Raw genomic sequence first — 15,201 nt, 5'->3', positions numbered from 1 at the left:
GTCATGAGCACCACCAGCACCCCAGAGGCCGCCACCCCGGAACCGGTCCCGGCCGCCTCCGGGGCCCGCCCCCGCCGCACCTTCGGCCTCGCCGCCGCCACCGCCCTCGTGATGGGCAACATCATCGGCGGCGGCATCTTCGCCCTCCCCGCGACCGTCGCGCCGTACGGCACGGTCAGCCTGCTCGCCTTCGTCGTGCTGTCCGTCGCCGCGGTACTGCTCGCGCTGCTGTTCGGGCGGCTGGCCCGCCGCAGCCCGGTCACCGGCGGGCTGTACGTGTACCCGCGCGACGCGTTCGGCGAGTTCTCGGGATTCCTGTCGGCGTGGTCGTACTGGACGATGTGCTGGGTCAGCATCGCCGCCCTCGCCGTCGCGGTCGTCGGCTACGTCGACGTGCTGATACCGCTGGGCGGTGACCACACCCTCGAAGCGCTCGTCGCCCTGGCCGCCCTCTGGCTGCCCGCCGCCGCCAACTTCGCGGGCACCCGCTGGGTCGGCGCGGTGCAGATCGTCTCCACGATCCTGAAGTTCGTGCCGCTGCTCCTGGTCGCCGTGGTCGGTCTCTTCTTCGTCGACGCCGACAACTTCGGCCCCTTCAACGCCTCGGGGCAGAGCGCGACCGGCGCCGTCGCCGCCTCCGCCGCACTGCTCCTCTACAGCTTCCTCGGCGTCGAGTCGGCCGCGATCAGCGCGGGCGAGGTGCGCGACCCCGAGCGCACCGTGGGCCGCGCCACCGTCCTCGGGACGCTCGCCTCCGCGCTCGTCTACATCCTCGGCACGGTCGCCGTGTTCGGTCTCGTCCCGCACGACGAGCTCGTCGACTCCGGCGCGCCCTTCGCCGACGCCGTGAACGCGATCACCGGTGGCGGCTGGGGCGGCACCGCCATCGCGCTGGTCGCCGTCGTCTCGATCACGGGCTGCCTCAACGGCTGGATCCTGCTCGCCGCGCAGATGCCGTACGCCGCCGCCCGCGACGGGCTCTTCCCGGCCCCCTTCGCCCGGCTCGGCAAGGGCGGTGTGCCCGGCTTCGGTGTCCTGTCCTGCGCGGTCCTCGGCACGATCCTCATCGTCCTCAACTACAAGGAGGGCCCGGACACCGCGTTCCGTGTGCTCGTCCTCATCACGACGTTCACCGGCTGCGTGCCGTACCTCCTCTCGGCCGCCGCCCAGCTGTACTGGCTCGCCGCCGGTACCCGTGAGCGCGTACGCCCCGCCGGTCTGGTCCGGGACCTGACCGTCGCGGCCCTCTCCTTCGCCTTCTCCTTCTGGCTGATCGCGGGCGCGGGCTACGCGGCGGTCTACCAGGGCGTGCTGTTCCTGTTCGCGGGCATCCCCGTGTACGTCTGGCTGCGGGGGCGCCGGGCGGGGGCCGGGGAGCCCGCCCACGAACACGGCGACACCACCCCGTAGCCCCCAGGGCCCTTCTGGCGGATCTCCGCGGCGTCGCGACGCCCGGCACGCCCTCTCGCCGCACCGCGCGAAAGCCCACGTACACCCAGTACGAGGGCTTCCGCGCGGCACGCCGGGAGAACGCACCGGACGCCGCTCCTTCTCCCACGGAGATCCGTCAGAAGGGCCCTGGTCCCGCAGGCGCCGGCCGGCCGGTGACGACCCCCGTCCACCCACCGGCCGGCCGGCGCGGACCAGGGGGGTCACAGGTGCGCTGCGTGCCGTCCGCCCCGGCGCCGGCCGCGCCCTCGCCGGGCCATCGGCACGGCCAGCCCGCTCAGCAGGCCCACGGCCAGCGCGTACGGCCACCAGCCGAGCCCGCTGTCGGCCGAGGCGCTCGCGTTCCGGGTGTCGTCCGCCCCCGCGCCGGAGGAGGAGGCCGCCGTACGGGCCCCGGCCTTCGGGGAGGCACTGGCGGTCACGGCGGTCAGGACGACGTCGTTGCCGTCGCCACCCCGGTAGCTGATCCGGTACGTCGTCCCGGCGAGCTTCACCTTCGCCTTCTCGCGGAGACCGGTGAACGTGCCCGTCGTCTTCGCGCCGCCCTTGTGGTCGAGCACGGTGACCTTGCGGGGCGGCTCGCTGCCGGCCGCCGCGAGGTCGAGCCCTCCGGCCAGCCTCACCTTGCCCGACACCTTCAACGGCTTGGCGCCGAGGACCAGTTCGCCCTTCGCGCTCTGCGTGTAGGCGCCCGTCACGGTGATGCCGCCCGTGACCTCGCCCGCGTTGGTCACCGACCCCTCCACCGTGCCGTTGCCGGACAGCGCGTTCGTCACCCGCAGGCCCGCCGCTCCCACGTCCAGCTTCGCCCCCGCCGCGGTCAACCTGATCGACCTGCTGCGAGCGAGAGTGGCCCCGGAGCGCAGCGCCAGGGTGCCCTTCCTGACGGTCGTCGTCCCGGTGTACGTCACCGCGCTCCCCGTCAGGGTCGCCGTCGCGGCCCCCGCCTGGGTGAGCGACCCGCTGCCGCTGATCCGGGACAGGGACAGGGCCTTGCCCTTGTTGTTGAGCACGAGCGAGCCGTTGTTGACCACCTTGTAGAGGTCGCCCTTGGTGTGGAGCCCGCCGTCGCCACCGGACTTCCCGCTGCCCAGCCGGAGCACGGCGCCCTTCTCGACGGTCGTCGAGCCGTTGTAGTACTGGACGGCGGCGAAGGTGACGTCGTTGCCCTTCGTCCCCTTGATGACGATGTCCCCGGCGCCGGGTGCGGAGAGGGTGTCGTGGAAGCGGCCGCCGCCGATGGGGGCGCCCAGCGTCACCGGGCCGTTGTAGTCGAACGTGAGCAGTGAACGGGAGCGGGCGGCCAGCAGGTTGATGTAGACGGTCTCGGCGGTGCCCGGCATGAAGATCTTGTTCGTGGTGCCGTCGCCCCACTGGACGTTCGCGCCCTTGATGTTGGTGCCGCGCTTGTTGACGTTCTTCCGCGCGGGCGTCCAGTTCAGGGCCGGGTCGCTGAGCGAGGGGTTGGTGTCGCCGCCCTGGTTCGACCAGCTGTACTGGCCGGTGAGGATCACCTTGCTGCCCGGCCGCGACTGGACGTTGATGTCGCTGCCGTACTCGCGCTGGTAGAAGTCCATGCGCTGGGTGACGGTCTGGCCCAGCGGGGTGTCCACGGTCCAGGTGCCCTGGTTGAGCACCTTGCGCATGTTCGGCAGTGAGGTCGCGTACTCCGGCCGTCCCGCGTTCACCTGCGTGCCGTTGTCGATCACCCCGGAGAAGGGGTGGGTGCCCGACAGGTCCCAGGTGCCCCAGAGGAACCTCGGCTGGGTGACAAGGCCGGAGCCGCTGATGGTGCCCAGGTTGTAGCCGACGTTCTTCAGGGACAGCCGCAGGGTGCCGTCGACCCGGATGTTGTCCTGGTTGAGCCGGAACGCCGGGGTGTTGTACGGGAAGTGGCCGATCAGCCCGGTGGAGCCACCGTTGCCGTACTGGAGGGTGGCGCCCTTCGCCACGGTCACGGCCGGCGGGTCCGGGTTGCTCACGGTGACGTACGGGTGGTTGCCTCCCTGTGTCCTCACCACCTGCCGCTGCCGGGACTTCGGCAGGGTGAAGTCGCTGTCCTTGGTGAGGATCAGCGTGCCGGTGCCGCGCACGGTGAGCGTGCCGGTGCCGCTGAACACGCCGTTGTACGTCGTCGTCCCGGACGGCACGGTCACCACCGTGTCGCCTGCGAGCGTGACGTTCCGGCCCGCGAGGACGTCGGCGGTGACGTCGCGGGGTCCGGCGGCGGACGCGGTGGGGGAGCCGAGCATGACGGCGACCGCGGCGAGAGCTCCGGCGGACGCTGCTGTCTTGTGGGTGAGGCTGCGCACGACAAGGAGACGGACGGGCCCCGGGCCGATAACAGAAATTTCCCGGAGTCCCACACGGGCATGTCCACAACATCTCGTCACGTCCGACCCGTTGACCTGGCCGTTAGCAAGCGCTTACCTTTTCGACGTTCGGAATAACAGAAGTTTGAGCGATATGTCGAACTTTTCTGTTTACTTTTGTGTTCCCTGTGTGTCCTGTGTATCCCGTGTGTCCTGTGTGTCCCCCCACCCTGCGAGAGGCAGTGCGCATGAGCCGAGACGACCGCGCGTCCGAACTCCCCGACCGACGACTGCTGCTGAAGGGCGCCCTGGCCGCGGGCGCGCTCACGGCCCTGCCGGGTGTCGCGCACGCCGCGAGTTCGCCGGCGGGTCCGGGCGCGGCGGCCCCGTACGTCAACCCGCTGGTCCGCAACCGGGCCGACCCGCACATCCACCGCCACACGGACCGCCGTTACTACTTCACGGCCACGTCCCCGGAGTACGACCGGATCATCCTGCGCCGGTCCCGCACCCTGCGCGGTATCGCGACCGCCGACGAGGCCGTCATCTGGCGCAAGCACGCCACCGGTGTCATGGGCGCGCACATCTGGGCGCCGGAGATCCACCACATCGACGGCAAGTGGTACGTCTACTTCGCCTCCGCGCCCGCCGAGGACATCTGGGCGATCCGCATCTGGGTCCTGGAGAACTCCCACCCCGACCCCTTCAAGGGCACCTGGGTCGAGCGCGGGCAGCTGAAGACGGCCTGGGAGACCTTCTCCCTGGACGCCACCACCTTCACCCACCGCGGCACCCGCTACCTCGCCTGGGCGCAGCACGAGCCCGGCATGAACAACAACACCGCGATCTGGCTGTCGAGGATGGCCGACCCGCTGACCCTGACAGGACCTCAGGTGCGGCTCACCACCCCCGAGTTCGACTGGGAGTGCATCGGCTACAAGGTGAACGAGGGTGCGGCGTTCATCAAGCGGGGCGGCCGCATCTTCATGTCGTACTCGGCCAGCGCGACCGACCACAACTACTGCATGGGCCTGCTCACCGTCGACGCGGACGCCGACCTCATGAACCCCGCCAACTGGTCGAAGTCGCCGACCCCGGTGTTCACCAGCAACGACACCACCAAGCAGTACGGCCCGGGCCACAACTGCTTCACGGTCGCCGAGGACGGCCGCACCGACGTCCTCGTCTACCACGCCCGCCAGTACAAGGAGATCAACGGCGACCCGCTGAACGACCCCAACCGCCACACCCGTATCCAGCGCCTCGGCTGGAAGGCGGACGGCACCCCGGACTTCGGCATCCCCGTCGCCGACACACCCGCTGTGGGCACGCAGAAGGAGAGAATCTGAGATGAGACGTGCGTACGCGATCCTCCTCGCCCTCTGTCTGGCGCTGATCGGGGCGCTCGCGACGGCCGGCCCCGCCCAGGCGGCGCCGCAGACCATCACCAACGGCACGCAGTTCACCGACACCTCGGGCAACCCCGTGCAGGCCCACGGCGGCGGTGTCATCAAGGTCGGCTCGTACTACTACTGGTTCGGCGAGAACCGCAACGCCGACAACACCTTCCGGTACGTCTCCGCCTACCGCTCCACCGACCTGAAGAACTGGGAGTTCCGCAACCACGTCCTGACCCAGTCCACCCACTCCGAGCTCGCCGTCGCCAACATCGAGCGACCGAAGGTCATGTACAACGCGGCCACCGGCAAGTTCGTGATGTGGATGCACAAGGAGAACGGCACCGACTACAGCGAGGCCCGCGCGGCCGTCGCCGTGTCGGACACCGTGGACGGCAACTACACCTGGCAGGGCAGCTTCCGCCCGCTCGGCCAGCACATGTCCCGTGACATCACGGTCTTCGTGGACACCGACGGCGCCGGCTACATGATCTCCGCCGCCCGCGAGAACTACGACCTGCAGATCTACCGGCTCACCGCCGACTACACCGGCATCGCGAGCCTGGTCGCCGACCCCTGGCACGGCGGGCACCGCGAGGCCCCGGCGCTGTTCAAGCGCAACGGCGTCTACTTCATGCTGACGTCGGGCGCGACCGGCTGGAGCCCCAACCAGCAGCAGTACGCCACCGCCACCAACATCGCGGGCCCGTGGACGGCCATGGCGAACGTCGGCGACTCGACGACGTTCGGCTCGCAGACCGCGTACGTCCTTCCGGTGCAGGGCACGTCGACCACCTCGTACCTCTACATGGGCGACCGCTGGGGCAACTCCTTCGGCGGGACCGTCAACGACTCCCGGTACGTCTGGCTGCCGCTGACCTTCCCGACCTCGACCACGATGTCCATGTCCTGGTCGCCGGAGGTCACCGTCGACACGGCCACCGGGACCATCAGCGGCACGAGCGCCACGTACAACACGCTGATCGCCCGCCACTCCTCCAAGTGCGCCGACGTGACCAGCCAGTCGCAGTGGGCGGGCGCCCAGATCAAGCAGTACACCTGCAACGGCGGCAACAACCAGAAGTACTGGTTCAAGTCCGTCGGCAGCGGCTACTACCAGCTGGTCGCCCGCCACAGCTCCCTGTGCGTCCAGGAGAACGCCACCACCGTCACCCAGGAGACCTGCAACTCCTCGGCGACGGCCCAGCAGTGGTCGCTCACCACCACCGGCTCGTACGTGAACGTCAGGTCCCGCGCGACGGGTGAGTGCCTGGACGTGAACGGCGCGTCCACCGCCGACTCCGCCGCGATCATCACGTACACCTGCAACGGAGGAACGAACCAGCAGTGGACGCGCGGGACATGACGCGGATGACGCGGCTCAGGCCAGCAGGTCGATCGCGTCGATCGCCGTCCCCGCACTGAGGAAGCCGGTCGTCCCCGACCCGCTCACCACGTCGATCCTGAGCACGTTGTACTGGCTGGTGTCCGTCTTCCAGGCGGACGCCGGGACGTTGTACGTGAACGTGTGGTTGTTGCCGCGGTAGGAACCGTTGGTCAGCGACCGGGTGTTCGGCTGGGTGGGCGGCGAGGGGATGGCCGACGTCCAGACGTCGTTGACGGTGACCTGGGGCCGGCCGTTCGCGTACGCCGTCGTCACCCCGATCCGCAGGGTGTGCGCGGCCGCCGCCTGGGCCGCCGTCAGCCTGAAGTACACGAGCAGACCGCTGTTGACGTCCTTCCAGATGTAGCAGGGGAAGGACGCCGTCTCGTTGTTGCCGATCACCACGTTCCCGGTCCAGGACGCGGCCCGTACGTCGGACGGATGCGCGTACGTCATCAGGTCCGCGTTCTTGAACCCGCCCGGTGTGCCGTCCCAGGTGCCGATCCGCCAGATGGCGCTCGCGTTGCCCGGGTCGTTCGACGACGGGATCGCGATCGTGTTGAGGGTGGTCGTGCCGCCCGCGGTGACCGTCACCGACTGGGTGTGCACGGCGAGTTCACGCTTGAAGACCGTCAGCGTGTACGTCCCCGGAAGGATCCCGGAGATGGAGAACCAGCCGTCGGACGCCCGCGCCGAACCCCAGTACTGCGCCGCCGGGTTGGCGAGCCCGACCGTGTACGGGTACGCCGTGTCGCGCCCGGTGATCCCGACACCCGCGACCCGGCCCCGGCCGCTCGCGCCGACGTACCCGGAGATGCCGAGCGAGTCCGCCCACGGGGTGGTCAGGGTGCCCGGGAACAGCGAGGAGGAGGGCGCGCCGCCGTCGGTGAAGGCGATGACGTACGGGCCCTGGAGGCCGAAGCGCTGGGCCTCGGTCTGGTTCTGGCCGTAGTAGAGGATCTCGTACAGACCGCCGCCGTCCGCGCTCTGGTGCCGCAGCAGCGAGCGGTAGAACGGGCCGCCGGACGCCTTCTCGTGGTTGCTGCGCACGATCCACAGACCGACGCCGCCGGTCGTCCAGCCGACGTAGTCGTAGTCCATGACCCGGAGCTTCGAGTAGTGCTTCGAGCGGGTCTGGCCGTCGGACTTCCTGAACACGTCCGAGGCCTCGACGGTCGTCGGCGCGTACGTGTAGGAGTCGGGCTCGTCGTTGAGGAACAGGCCCTTCCTGACGCGCACGATGTAGCGGGTCGCGGAGACGGACGTGTCGGCCTTGTTGGTCCACAGGTAGACGTTGTTCTCGCCGCTGCGGGCCGCGTAGTAGTGCCTCAGGGTGCCGTACGCGACGGAGACGAGGATCGTCGAGCCGGACTGCCTGATGCTCACGGTGGAGGAGCCGAGGCCGGACTCGATGTGCGAGTTCATCCCGCCGTAGCCCTGGTACTCCGTGCCCCGGTGGACGAGCGAGGTCAGGTCGCCGTTGGACTTGCTGACCTTGAAGACCAGGTTCGCGCCGGTGTCGATCACGTAGTTCGAGCCGTCGTCCGTGTAGCCGAAGCCCGCGGCCCGCGCGGTCCCGGACAGGGGCCCGGCGAGGGCCGCGCCCGCGGCGGTGGCCGTGGCGCCGAGGACGAAGCCGCGACGGCCGAGGGGTCTGCCGTCGGACGCGGAGCCGGTGGTGTGGGGGTTCCTGGACATGGGGTTCTCCTTCCGGAGGTGTGGGGGGAGTGCGGGTGATTCGGAAGGGTGACAGTTGAATCGATTTCGCGAAAGGGCTTTCACACCCAGGAAGTTGGCAATCTTGTGAAAAACTGCCGACCTCTAGAAAGCGCTTGTCAGAACGTGTACGGTCCAGCCGCCGGGTCTTGTCGTCTGCCGTGAGGAGCCGCAATGAGACGTTTCACCGTCGCCGCGCTGACGGCGGCGACCCTGGGCACCGTCCTGTCGGCCGTACCGGCGCAGGCGCACCAGGGCAGCCCCGCTCTCGGCAAGGAGAACTGCACCACGACCGCGTGCCACTTCGACGTCGCACCTGGTACGTACGACGTGACGGTCCTCCTCGGCGGCGACACGGCCGCGAGCACCCGTGTCGGCGGCGAGACCCGGCGCACGCTGCTGCCGGAGACGGCCACCGCGGCCGGGGAGCGGGTGGTCCGCAGCTTCACCGTGAACGTCCGCACCCCCGAGGGCGAACCCACCGGCGCCGAGGGCACACCCGGACTCGACCTCGTGCTCGGCGGCTCGGCGCCCGCGCTCGCCGACATCCGGGTGACCCCCGCCCGGCGGGCCCGCCAGATCTTCCTCGTCGGCGACTCCACTGTCTGCGACCAGCCCGGCGACCCGTACTCCGGCTGGGGCCAGCAGCTCCCGCAGTACTTCCGCAAGGGCCTGTCCGTCGCCAACCACGCCGACTCGGGCGAGAGCACGGTCTCCTACCTCGCCGACTCCCGGCTCTGGGGCACCGTCCAGCCGCTGATCCGCCGCGGGGACCTGGTCCTCGTCCAGCTCGCCCACAACGACAAGCAGACGGACGAGACGACGTACCGCGCCAATCTGGAGGCCCTGGTGGCGGGTGTACGGGAGAGAGGCGGCAAGCCGGTCCTTCTCACCCCGATCGTCCGCCGCTGGTTCAACGCGGACGGCACCCTGAACAACAACACCGCGCTGCTGGTGAACGGCCTCGGCGTGGACCACCCGGCGGTCACCCGTTCGGTCGCGGCGGACAAGGGCGTTCCGCTGGTCGATCTGACGGCGAAAACGAAGGCACTTGTCGAATCACTGGGCGTGGAGGCGTCGAAGTCGCTGTACTTGTACAACGAGAAGCGCGACAACACGCACACCTCTGTCCACGGCGCGACGGTCTACGCGAATCTGGTCCGCGAGGAATTGGTCGCACAGCACCTGGTACCCGAGGGCAGGGTGCGGGTGGAATGAGCCCCTGGGGCGTCCCGACCGGAACCGGGGCGCCCCAGGCCTTTGCGCTTCGCCGGACCTCGACAAGTCCCCTACCGTGAACCGACGCACGACAGGAAGCCCCGCATGCCCGCCGAGCCGCTCCAGGACCGCACCCGCAGCCCGTACACCGGCTACACCCGGGCCCACTGGGAGGCGGCCGCCGACTCGCTGCTCGCCGCGGTCGCGCCGTACGCCACCGAGGACGGCGCCCTGTACCACCTGCCCGGCGACCGCACGAGCTGGTCCGGACGGCTCTCCGACGGCCTGGAGGGCTACGCCCGCACGCTCCTGCTGGCGGCCTTCCTCCGGGACGAGAAGGCGTTGCAGCGGTACGCGGACGGCCTCGCGGCCGGGGTGTCGGGAGTCTGGCCGCGCATCGAGGACCGCGGTCAGCCCCTGGTGGAGGCCGCGTCGATCGCCCTCGCCCTGCGCCTGACCCGCCCCCTGCTGTGGGACCGCCTCGACGACGCCGTGCGGCAGCGCGCGGCGGACTGGCTCGGTGACGCGCTCACGGCCGAACCCTGGCCCTGCAACTGGGAGTTGTTCCCGGTCACGGTCGGCGGCTTCCTCGCGGAGATCGGCCACGAGGCGGACGCGTCCCGCCGGGCGGTCGACCGTGGTCTGGAACGCATCGAGCAGTGGTACCTCGGCGACGGCTGGTACACGGACGGCGACGGCCGGAAGTTCGACTACTACAACGGCTGGGCGATGCACCTGTACCCGGTGCTGCACGCCTGGCTCGCGGACGACGAACGGCTGCTGGACCTGTACGGGGGCCGGCTGGAGGCCCATCTCGCCGACTACGCCCGCCTGTTCGGCGGCGACGGTGCCCCGATGCACCAGGGCCGCTCCCTGACGTACCGCTTCGCGACGACGGCACCGCTGTGGCTGGGCGCCCTCACCGGCCGTACGCCGCTGGCTCCGGGAGAGACGCGGCGGCTGGCCTCGGGCGCGCTGAAGTACTTCCTGGAGCGGGGCGCCGTGGACGACCGCGGTCTGCTGACCCTGGGCTGGCACGGCCCCGACCAGGCCGTCCTCCAGGGCTATTCGGGTCCGGCCTCCCCGTACTGGGCGAGCAAGGGCTTCCTCGGACTGCTGCTGCCGCCGGACCACGAGGTGTGGACGGCGCCCGAGGAACCCGGCCCGGTGGAACGGGCCGACGGGCTGCGGCCGGTGGGCCCGCCCAACTGGCTGCTCCAGTCGACCCGTTCGGACGGCCTGGTGCGCCTCCACAACCACGGCAGCGAGGACGTCCGCTACGACCCGTACTACACGCGGCTCGCGTACTCGACGGTCACGGCACCCGCCAAGTCGTACGACGACAGCGTGATCGTCGGCGGTGATCCGAGCCGTACGGACATCGAACCGCTGGGCGTGGGTGTGGGCGCGGGCACGGGCTGGGTGGCCTCCCGGCACACGGCCGGCGACGGTGTCCGGGTCACCAGCCTCGTGGTGGCCCGGGGCGCGGCCGAGGTCCGCGCCCATCTGGTGACGGGCGCGGCGCCCGGGACGCCGGTGCGGGTCACGGGGTGGCCGGAGACGGAGGGCGTACGGTCCGAACTCGTCCCGGTCCACGGCCTGTCGGCCACGGACGCCCCAGGACTGACCGGCGAGACGGGCGAGGAAGCGACCCTGTTCGTGGCCCTCGCCCGGCTGACCGCCGACCGCGCGCCCCTTCCCCTGGCGGAGCTGGTGTCCGTAGGGGTGGACGGTGACGGCGGGCGGGATGTCGTCGTGGCGTGGGCCGGGGGAGAGGCGGTGCGCTTCCGGCTCGGGGAGGACGATGTCGTCACTCCGCCCGCCGGATGACCTGCTGAGGAAGCAGCAGGGCGGAGTCCGCGTGGAGCGTGACGCGGGTCGGTGCGAGGCCGACGGCGTCCACCGGGGACTCCCCGGTGCCCGGGTTGCGGTCGAACCGCGGATGGGCGCCCCCGCTGATCTGCCACCGGATGCGGTGACCGGCCGGGAAGCGGTGGGCGGTGGAGCCCATCGGCACGGTGACCTCCGAGGGTTCCCGCCCCGTCGTCCGCACCCGGGCCAGCCCGTCACAGACGTTGGTCGAGCGGTCCCGTGCGTCCACGTCGCACAGGCGGGTGAAGACATCGGCGTGTCCGGTGTCCGTGGAGACGCTCAGACGGGCGGCGACCGGGCCGAGGACGTCCACGGGCTCGGCGAGCGGGGCGCTGGTGAAGGTCACGACGTCCGCCCGGGCCTCCAGGGCGCCGTTGTCGCGGGGACCGGCGGTACGGGAGAGCAGGGGGCCGCCGACGGACGGGGTGGGGTCGGCCGGGTCGTAGCGGAAGGACGCCGGTGGCGCGGAGCCCGTGGACGCCTGCCGGGCGAGATGGCCGTCCGGGCCGGGACTCCATGACGTGGTGGCCGGGGAGAACGGCCAGTCGTCGAGGTCCCGCCAGGCGTCCTCACCGCCCATGTGGACGCGGACCCGGGTGGGGCGCAGCCCGGAGGGGTCGGCGCACAGGTGCGCGCGCAGCCAGGCGAGACTCTCGGCGAACACCTCGGGCCAGCCCTGCTGCACCGCGGAGGTGTGCGTCCAGGGGCCCGCGAGCAGGGCGGTCTCGCATCCCGCCCGACGCAGACGGCGGTACTGCTCGAAGGTCTGGTCGGCCAGGACGTCGTGCCATCCGGTGACCAGGGCGGTGGGTATGGTCAGCCCCTCCGCCGCCCCGGCAAGGGACGCGCCGCTCCAGTACGGGTCGTCGGGGTCCGGGTGCGTCAGCACCTCGTCCAGCCAGGGCACTTCGTCTCCGAGGGCGGACAGGTACGCGTCGCGCAGCGGCCGCGCGCCGGTGATGTCGCGCAGCCGCCGCCGCAGACGCAGCGTCGCCCTCGCGAGCGGCACGATGCCCCGGTGCTGGTACGCCATCCCCACGCCGACGGCGAGCGCGTTCTCCAGCAGGAGCGCACCGCCGGAGTGGAACAGGGCGTGCGGATCGTGCAGCCCGACCTGCACCACCATCGCCTTCAGCTCCGGCGGCGGATCCAGGGCGAGAGCCCACTGCACATAGCCCAGGTAGCTGGGGCCGATCGTCCCCAGGGTGCCGTTGAACCAGGGCCGCTCGCGCAGCCAGGACACCGTGGCCCGGCCGTCGGCCGGTTCGTTGCGCCACAGATCGAACGCACCGCCCGATCCGCCGGTGCCGCGGCAGCTCTGCAGGACCACGTGGAAGCCCTGTTCCGCGAAGAGCAGGCCGTACATGGGGGACCAGGGCAGCCCCCTGCCGTACGGCGAGCGCACCAGGAGCGTGGGGAAGTCGCCCTCCGCGCGGGGGAAGTAGTGGTCCGTGACCAGCGGGCTGCCGTCGGCGGCGGGCACGGCCAGCCCTGGCTCCCATCCGGCGTCGTACCGCTTGGCCGGGAGACCGCGCCAGGCCGCCCTCAGCAGCCGCGAGGACAGCGGCGGCTTTCCGGTGGGCGGTGTCCAGGCGGGCCTCGGCAGGGCGCCGGGTGTGCGTGATGGCATGGCGGGTTCCCCTCCTCGATTTACGTACAGTGTACGAGAATAGAGGATGCTTGGATGGCGTCCACAACGGCCTCCGCCGGTCGGCGGCCGGGAAGAAGGCCGGGACATGGCCGGGAGAAGGAGTACGAAGACCGTGACGCGTGATGGCGGGTCCGGCGGCGCCGCGGGCGTCGACCCTCAACAGCTGTGGCTGAACACCGGCCGGTCCGGCAAGGGCCGCAGGCCCGCCTTCAGCCGCGAGGCGATCACGGCGGCCGCCGTCGCCCTGGCGGACTCGGAGGGCATCGAAGCGGTCACCATGCGACGGGTCGCCGCTCAGGTCGGAGCCGGAGTCATGTCGCTCTACAGCTACGCCCCCGACAAGGAGACGCTGCTGGAGCTGATGGTCGACCACGTCAGCGGGGAACTCCCGGCGACGGGCGCTCCCACCGGCGACTGGCGCGCCGACGTGAAGGCCGTCGCCCACCTCCAGCGCGACCTGATGCTGCGCCACCCCTGGCTGCCCGCCGCCCTGTCCACCCGTCGCGGCCTCGGCCCCCACACCCTGGCCTTCCTGGAACGCGCTCTCGCCGCCCTGCGGCCCACCGGTCTGGACGGCGCGGCGAGACTGGAGGCCTTCGCCCAGCTCACCGCGTTCGTCGCCGGCCACGTCGCCCATGAGATCGCCCAGGCAGCGGTCGCCCGGTCCCCCGACCGGGCCGCGGCCGAAGCCCGCTACCTCGCCGCGGTCGCCGCGGACGGCCACCATCCGGAACTCGCCGAGGTCCTCTCCGCGCCGGCCCGCCCGGTGTCCCCCGAAGCGACGTTCACCCGCTTCCTCAACCGCCTGATCGACGGGCTGGGCAGCGACTGATCCTGTGACCGTCCGGGGTACGGGGCCCGTCCGTCCGGTCGGCGCGGGAGGGGTGCTGTGGGGTGCCGGCGTGGGCGTCGCGGGCAGGGGCGATGGCCCGCGACGCCCGCCTGGCGGTGCCGGACGGTCAGAGGACGCTGAACTGCCCGGTGAAGGAGGTCTCCGTCAGACCGCCCGCCGGGATGCCGATGGTGCAGGCGCCCGCGCCGCCCCACAGGCTGGTGCTGAACTCACCGCTGAAGCCCTGGCCCGCGAAGAGACCCGACCGTACATGGCCGGAGACCGAGCCGTGGTTCAGGATCGAGTGGTCGAGCGAGACGTCGACCGTGCTGCTGGTCCTGGTGCCGTCGTCGAAGGCCCACTCGATGGTGGCGGTACCGGTGCCGGTTCCCATGCCGCCGGCCAGACAGCTGAGCCACACGTTCTGCAGGCTCGCGGTGAGCCTGGCCTCGCGGATGCCGAAGCCGCTGTTGTCCGTGCAGGAGTCCGGCTGGCCCTTGTAGGTGATCTGCTGCGGCCTGGGCCAGAGTTGCACACCGGGGTGGAACTCGGTCAGTCCCGCGGCGGAGCAGGAGACCGAGATGTTCGGCTGTGCCTGGGCGGTGACCGGTGAGCCCAGGGCGAGCCCGGCGGCCATGCCGACCGCGGCGAGGGCCAGGCTGAGCCTCTTGGCGAGCGACGGGAACGGCGTCATTAGTGTTCCTTTCGGGAGGGCCGCGGCCGGCGGGCATGCCAAGAGCACGGGAAGCGGGAGGGGGCCGCGGTGCTCCGTGCGATGTCCGCCGGGCGTCGAGCGGGACGCCAACCACCGTGTGTCGTAGCTCTCAGTAGTGTCAATACTACTTATGGTGACCGCCGGTCTTTCCCTCGAACGGGTAAGGCCTCGCGCCCCAACTCCCTTCGCGAACCCCCTCCTCGAACTCCCTTCTCCATCGGCGCGGTCGGCCGTCCGGGCAGTCGCCGTACTCACGACGCGTGACTCGGAAAATCACATTTAGTAACTGACGCGAGTGACCTTTCGGCTAGGCCCCAGGTCGGGCGGGGATTCCCCGGGTGACCGATTTCGCTGACGGGCACGGCCCGTGACGCACCGTGAGGGGGCGTGCGTCGGCCGTCGGCCCGTCATCACCCCCGAAGGGGACTTCGATGAGATCCCGCCGCTCCGCGGTCATCCCTGCCCGTACGCCCCTCCGACTCAGGTATCTCCGCCGGCTCGCAGGTGCCGTGGCCACCTCCGTGGCCGCCGCCATGGCCTTCGCCGCAGCACCGACCGCGACGGCGGCGGCACCGACGGCCGTCACGGCGGTGGCGGCGGAACCCACCCCGGTGCCACCCGGTATCGACAACTTCCCCCAGGCGTTCCTGCGGTC

General features: G+C 71.1%; 10 protein-coding genes. 6 read left to right on the top strand and 4 right to left on the bottom strand.

Features of this window, described 5'->3' with window-relative positions; translation table 11 throughout:
• Positions 1 to 3 precede the first annotated feature (3 nt).
• Positions 4 to 1,410, top strand: a complete 1,407-nt coding sequence (locus FNH04_RS25415; protein ID WP_152788060.1) for an amino acid permease — start codon at positions 4 to 6, stop codon at positions 1,408 to 1,410.
• Between the two features lie 242 nt (positions 1,411 to 1,652).
• Here the strand turns inward: FNH04_RS25415 and FNH04_RS25410 are convergent, their stop codons facing one another.
• Positions 1,653 to 3,761: an autotransporter gene (locus FNH04_RS25410; RefSeq protein WP_322723823.1), complete on the bottom strand. Its 2,109-nt coding sequence runs from the start codon at positions 3,759 to 3,761 to the stop codon at positions 1,653 to 1,655.
• Between the two features lie 248 nt (positions 3,762 to 4,009).
• Between FNH04_RS25410 and FNH04_RS25405 the strand changes: the two genes are divergently transcribed.
• Together FNH04_RS25405 and FNH04_RS25400 are read left to right on the top strand one after the other, a co-directional pair.
• Entirely contained in the window at positions 4,010 to 5,110 is a 1,101-nt protein-coding gene (locus FNH04_RS25405; RefSeq protein ID WP_152788056.1) for a glycoside hydrolase family 43 protein, read from the top strand.
• A gap of 1 nt (position 5,111) precedes the next feature.
• On the top strand, positions 5,112 to 6,524 hold the full coding sequence (locus FNH04_RS25400; protein WP_152788054.1) for an RICIN domain-containing protein: 1,413 nt from the start codon (positions 5,112 to 5,114) through the stop codon (positions 6,522 to 6,524).
• A 15-nt stretch (positions 6,525 to 6,539) separates the two neighbouring features.
• Here the strand turns inward: FNH04_RS25400 and FNH04_RS25395 are convergent, their stop codons facing one another.
• Positions 6,540 to 8,240: a rhamnogalacturonan lyase B N-terminal domain-containing protein gene (locus FNH04_RS25395; RefSeq protein ID WP_152788052.1), complete on the bottom strand. Its 1,701-nt coding sequence runs from the start codon at positions 8,238 to 8,240 to the stop codon at positions 6,540 to 6,542.
• 192 nt (positions 8,241 to 8,432) lie between these two features.
• Between FNH04_RS25395 and FNH04_RS25390 the strand changes: the two genes are divergently transcribed.
• The gene (locus tag FNH04_RS25390; protein WP_152788051.1) at positions 8,433 to 9,476 is read left to right on the top strand and encodes a rhamnogalacturonan acetylesterase; all 1,044 of its coding nucleotides are present in this window, start codon (positions 8,433 to 8,435) and stop codon (positions 9,474 to 9,476) included.
• 105 nt (positions 9,477 to 9,581) lie between these two features.
• Entirely contained in the window at positions 9,582 to 11,306 is a 1,725-nt protein-coding gene (locus FNH04_RS25385; RefSeq protein WP_152788049.1) for a DUF2264 domain-containing protein, read from the top strand.
• On the opposite strand, the gene FNH04_RS25380 is transcribed toward FNH04_RS25385, so the two are convergent.
• Positions 11,287 to 12,978 (bottom strand): CocE/NonD family hydrolase, encoded by a 1,692-nt coding sequence (locus FNH04_RS25380; RefSeq protein WP_152788047.1) that lies wholly within the window; start codon positions 12,976 to 12,978, stop codon positions 11,287 to 11,289. The two genes, FNH04_RS25385 and FNH04_RS25380, sit on opposite strands and share 20 nt — an antisense overlap.
• A gap of 133 nt (positions 12,979 to 13,111) precedes the next feature.
• Here FNH04_RS25380 and FNH04_RS25375 point away from each other — a divergent pair, with 133 nt between their 5' ends.
• The gene (locus FNH04_RS25375; RefSeq protein ID WP_322723820.1) at positions 13,112 to 13,831 is read left to right on the top strand and encodes a TetR/AcrR family transcriptional regulator; all 720 of its coding nucleotides are present in this window, start codon (positions 13,112 to 13,114) and stop codon (positions 13,829 to 13,831) included.
• A 127-nt stretch (positions 13,832 to 13,958) separates the two neighbouring features.
• On the opposite strand, the gene FNH04_RS25370 is transcribed toward FNH04_RS25375, so the two are convergent.
• Positions 13,959 to 14,525 carry a hypothetical protein gene (locus FNH04_RS25370; protein WP_152788043.1) on the bottom strand — a complete coding sequence of 189 codons (567 nt, stop codon included), beginning with the start codon at positions 14,523 to 14,525 and terminating at the stop codon, positions 13,959 to 13,961.
• Positions 14,526 to 15,201 lie beyond the last annotated feature (676 nt).

Source organism: Streptomyces phyllanthi (assembly GCF_009377205.1).
GTDB lineage: Bacteria > Actinomycetota > Actinomycetes > Streptomycetales > Streptomycetaceae > Streptomyces > Streptomyces phyllanthi.
Note: the sequence above shows the minus strand (reverse complement) of the source record. Positions and strands in the feature narration are given on the sequence as shown.

Coding starts and splice junctions, on each gene's coding strand:
- FNH04_RS25415 (WP_152788060.1), top strand. CDS start 4: ATGAGCACCACCAGCACCCCAGAGGCCGCCACCCCGGAACCGGTCCCG.
- FNH04_RS25395 (WP_152788052.1), bottom strand. CDS start 8,240: ATGTCCAGGAACCCCCACACCACCGGCTCCGCGTCCGACGGCAGACCC.
- FNH04_RS25385 (WP_152788049.1), top strand. CDS start 9,582: ATGCCCGCCGAGCCGCTCCAGGACCGCACCCGCAGCCCGTACACCGGC.
- FNH04_RS25380 (WP_152788047.1), bottom strand. CDS start 12,978: ATGCCATCACGCACACCCGGCGCCCTGCCGAGGCCCGCCTGGACACCG.
- FNH04_RS25390 (WP_152788051.1), top strand. CDS start 8,433: ATGAGACGTTTCACCGTCGCCGCGCTGACGGCGGCGACCCTGGGCACC.
- FNH04_RS25405 (WP_152788056.1), top strand. CDS start 4,010: ATGAGCCGAGACGACCGCGCGTCCGAACTCCCCGACCGACGACTGCTG.
- FNH04_RS25370 (WP_152788043.1), bottom strand. CDS start 14,525: ATGACGCCGTTCCCGTCGCTCGCCAAGAGGCTCAGCCTGGCCCTCGCC.
- FNH04_RS25400 (WP_152788054.1), top strand. CDS start 5,112: ATGAGACGTGCGTACGCGATCCTCCTCGCCCTCTGTCTGGCGCTGATC.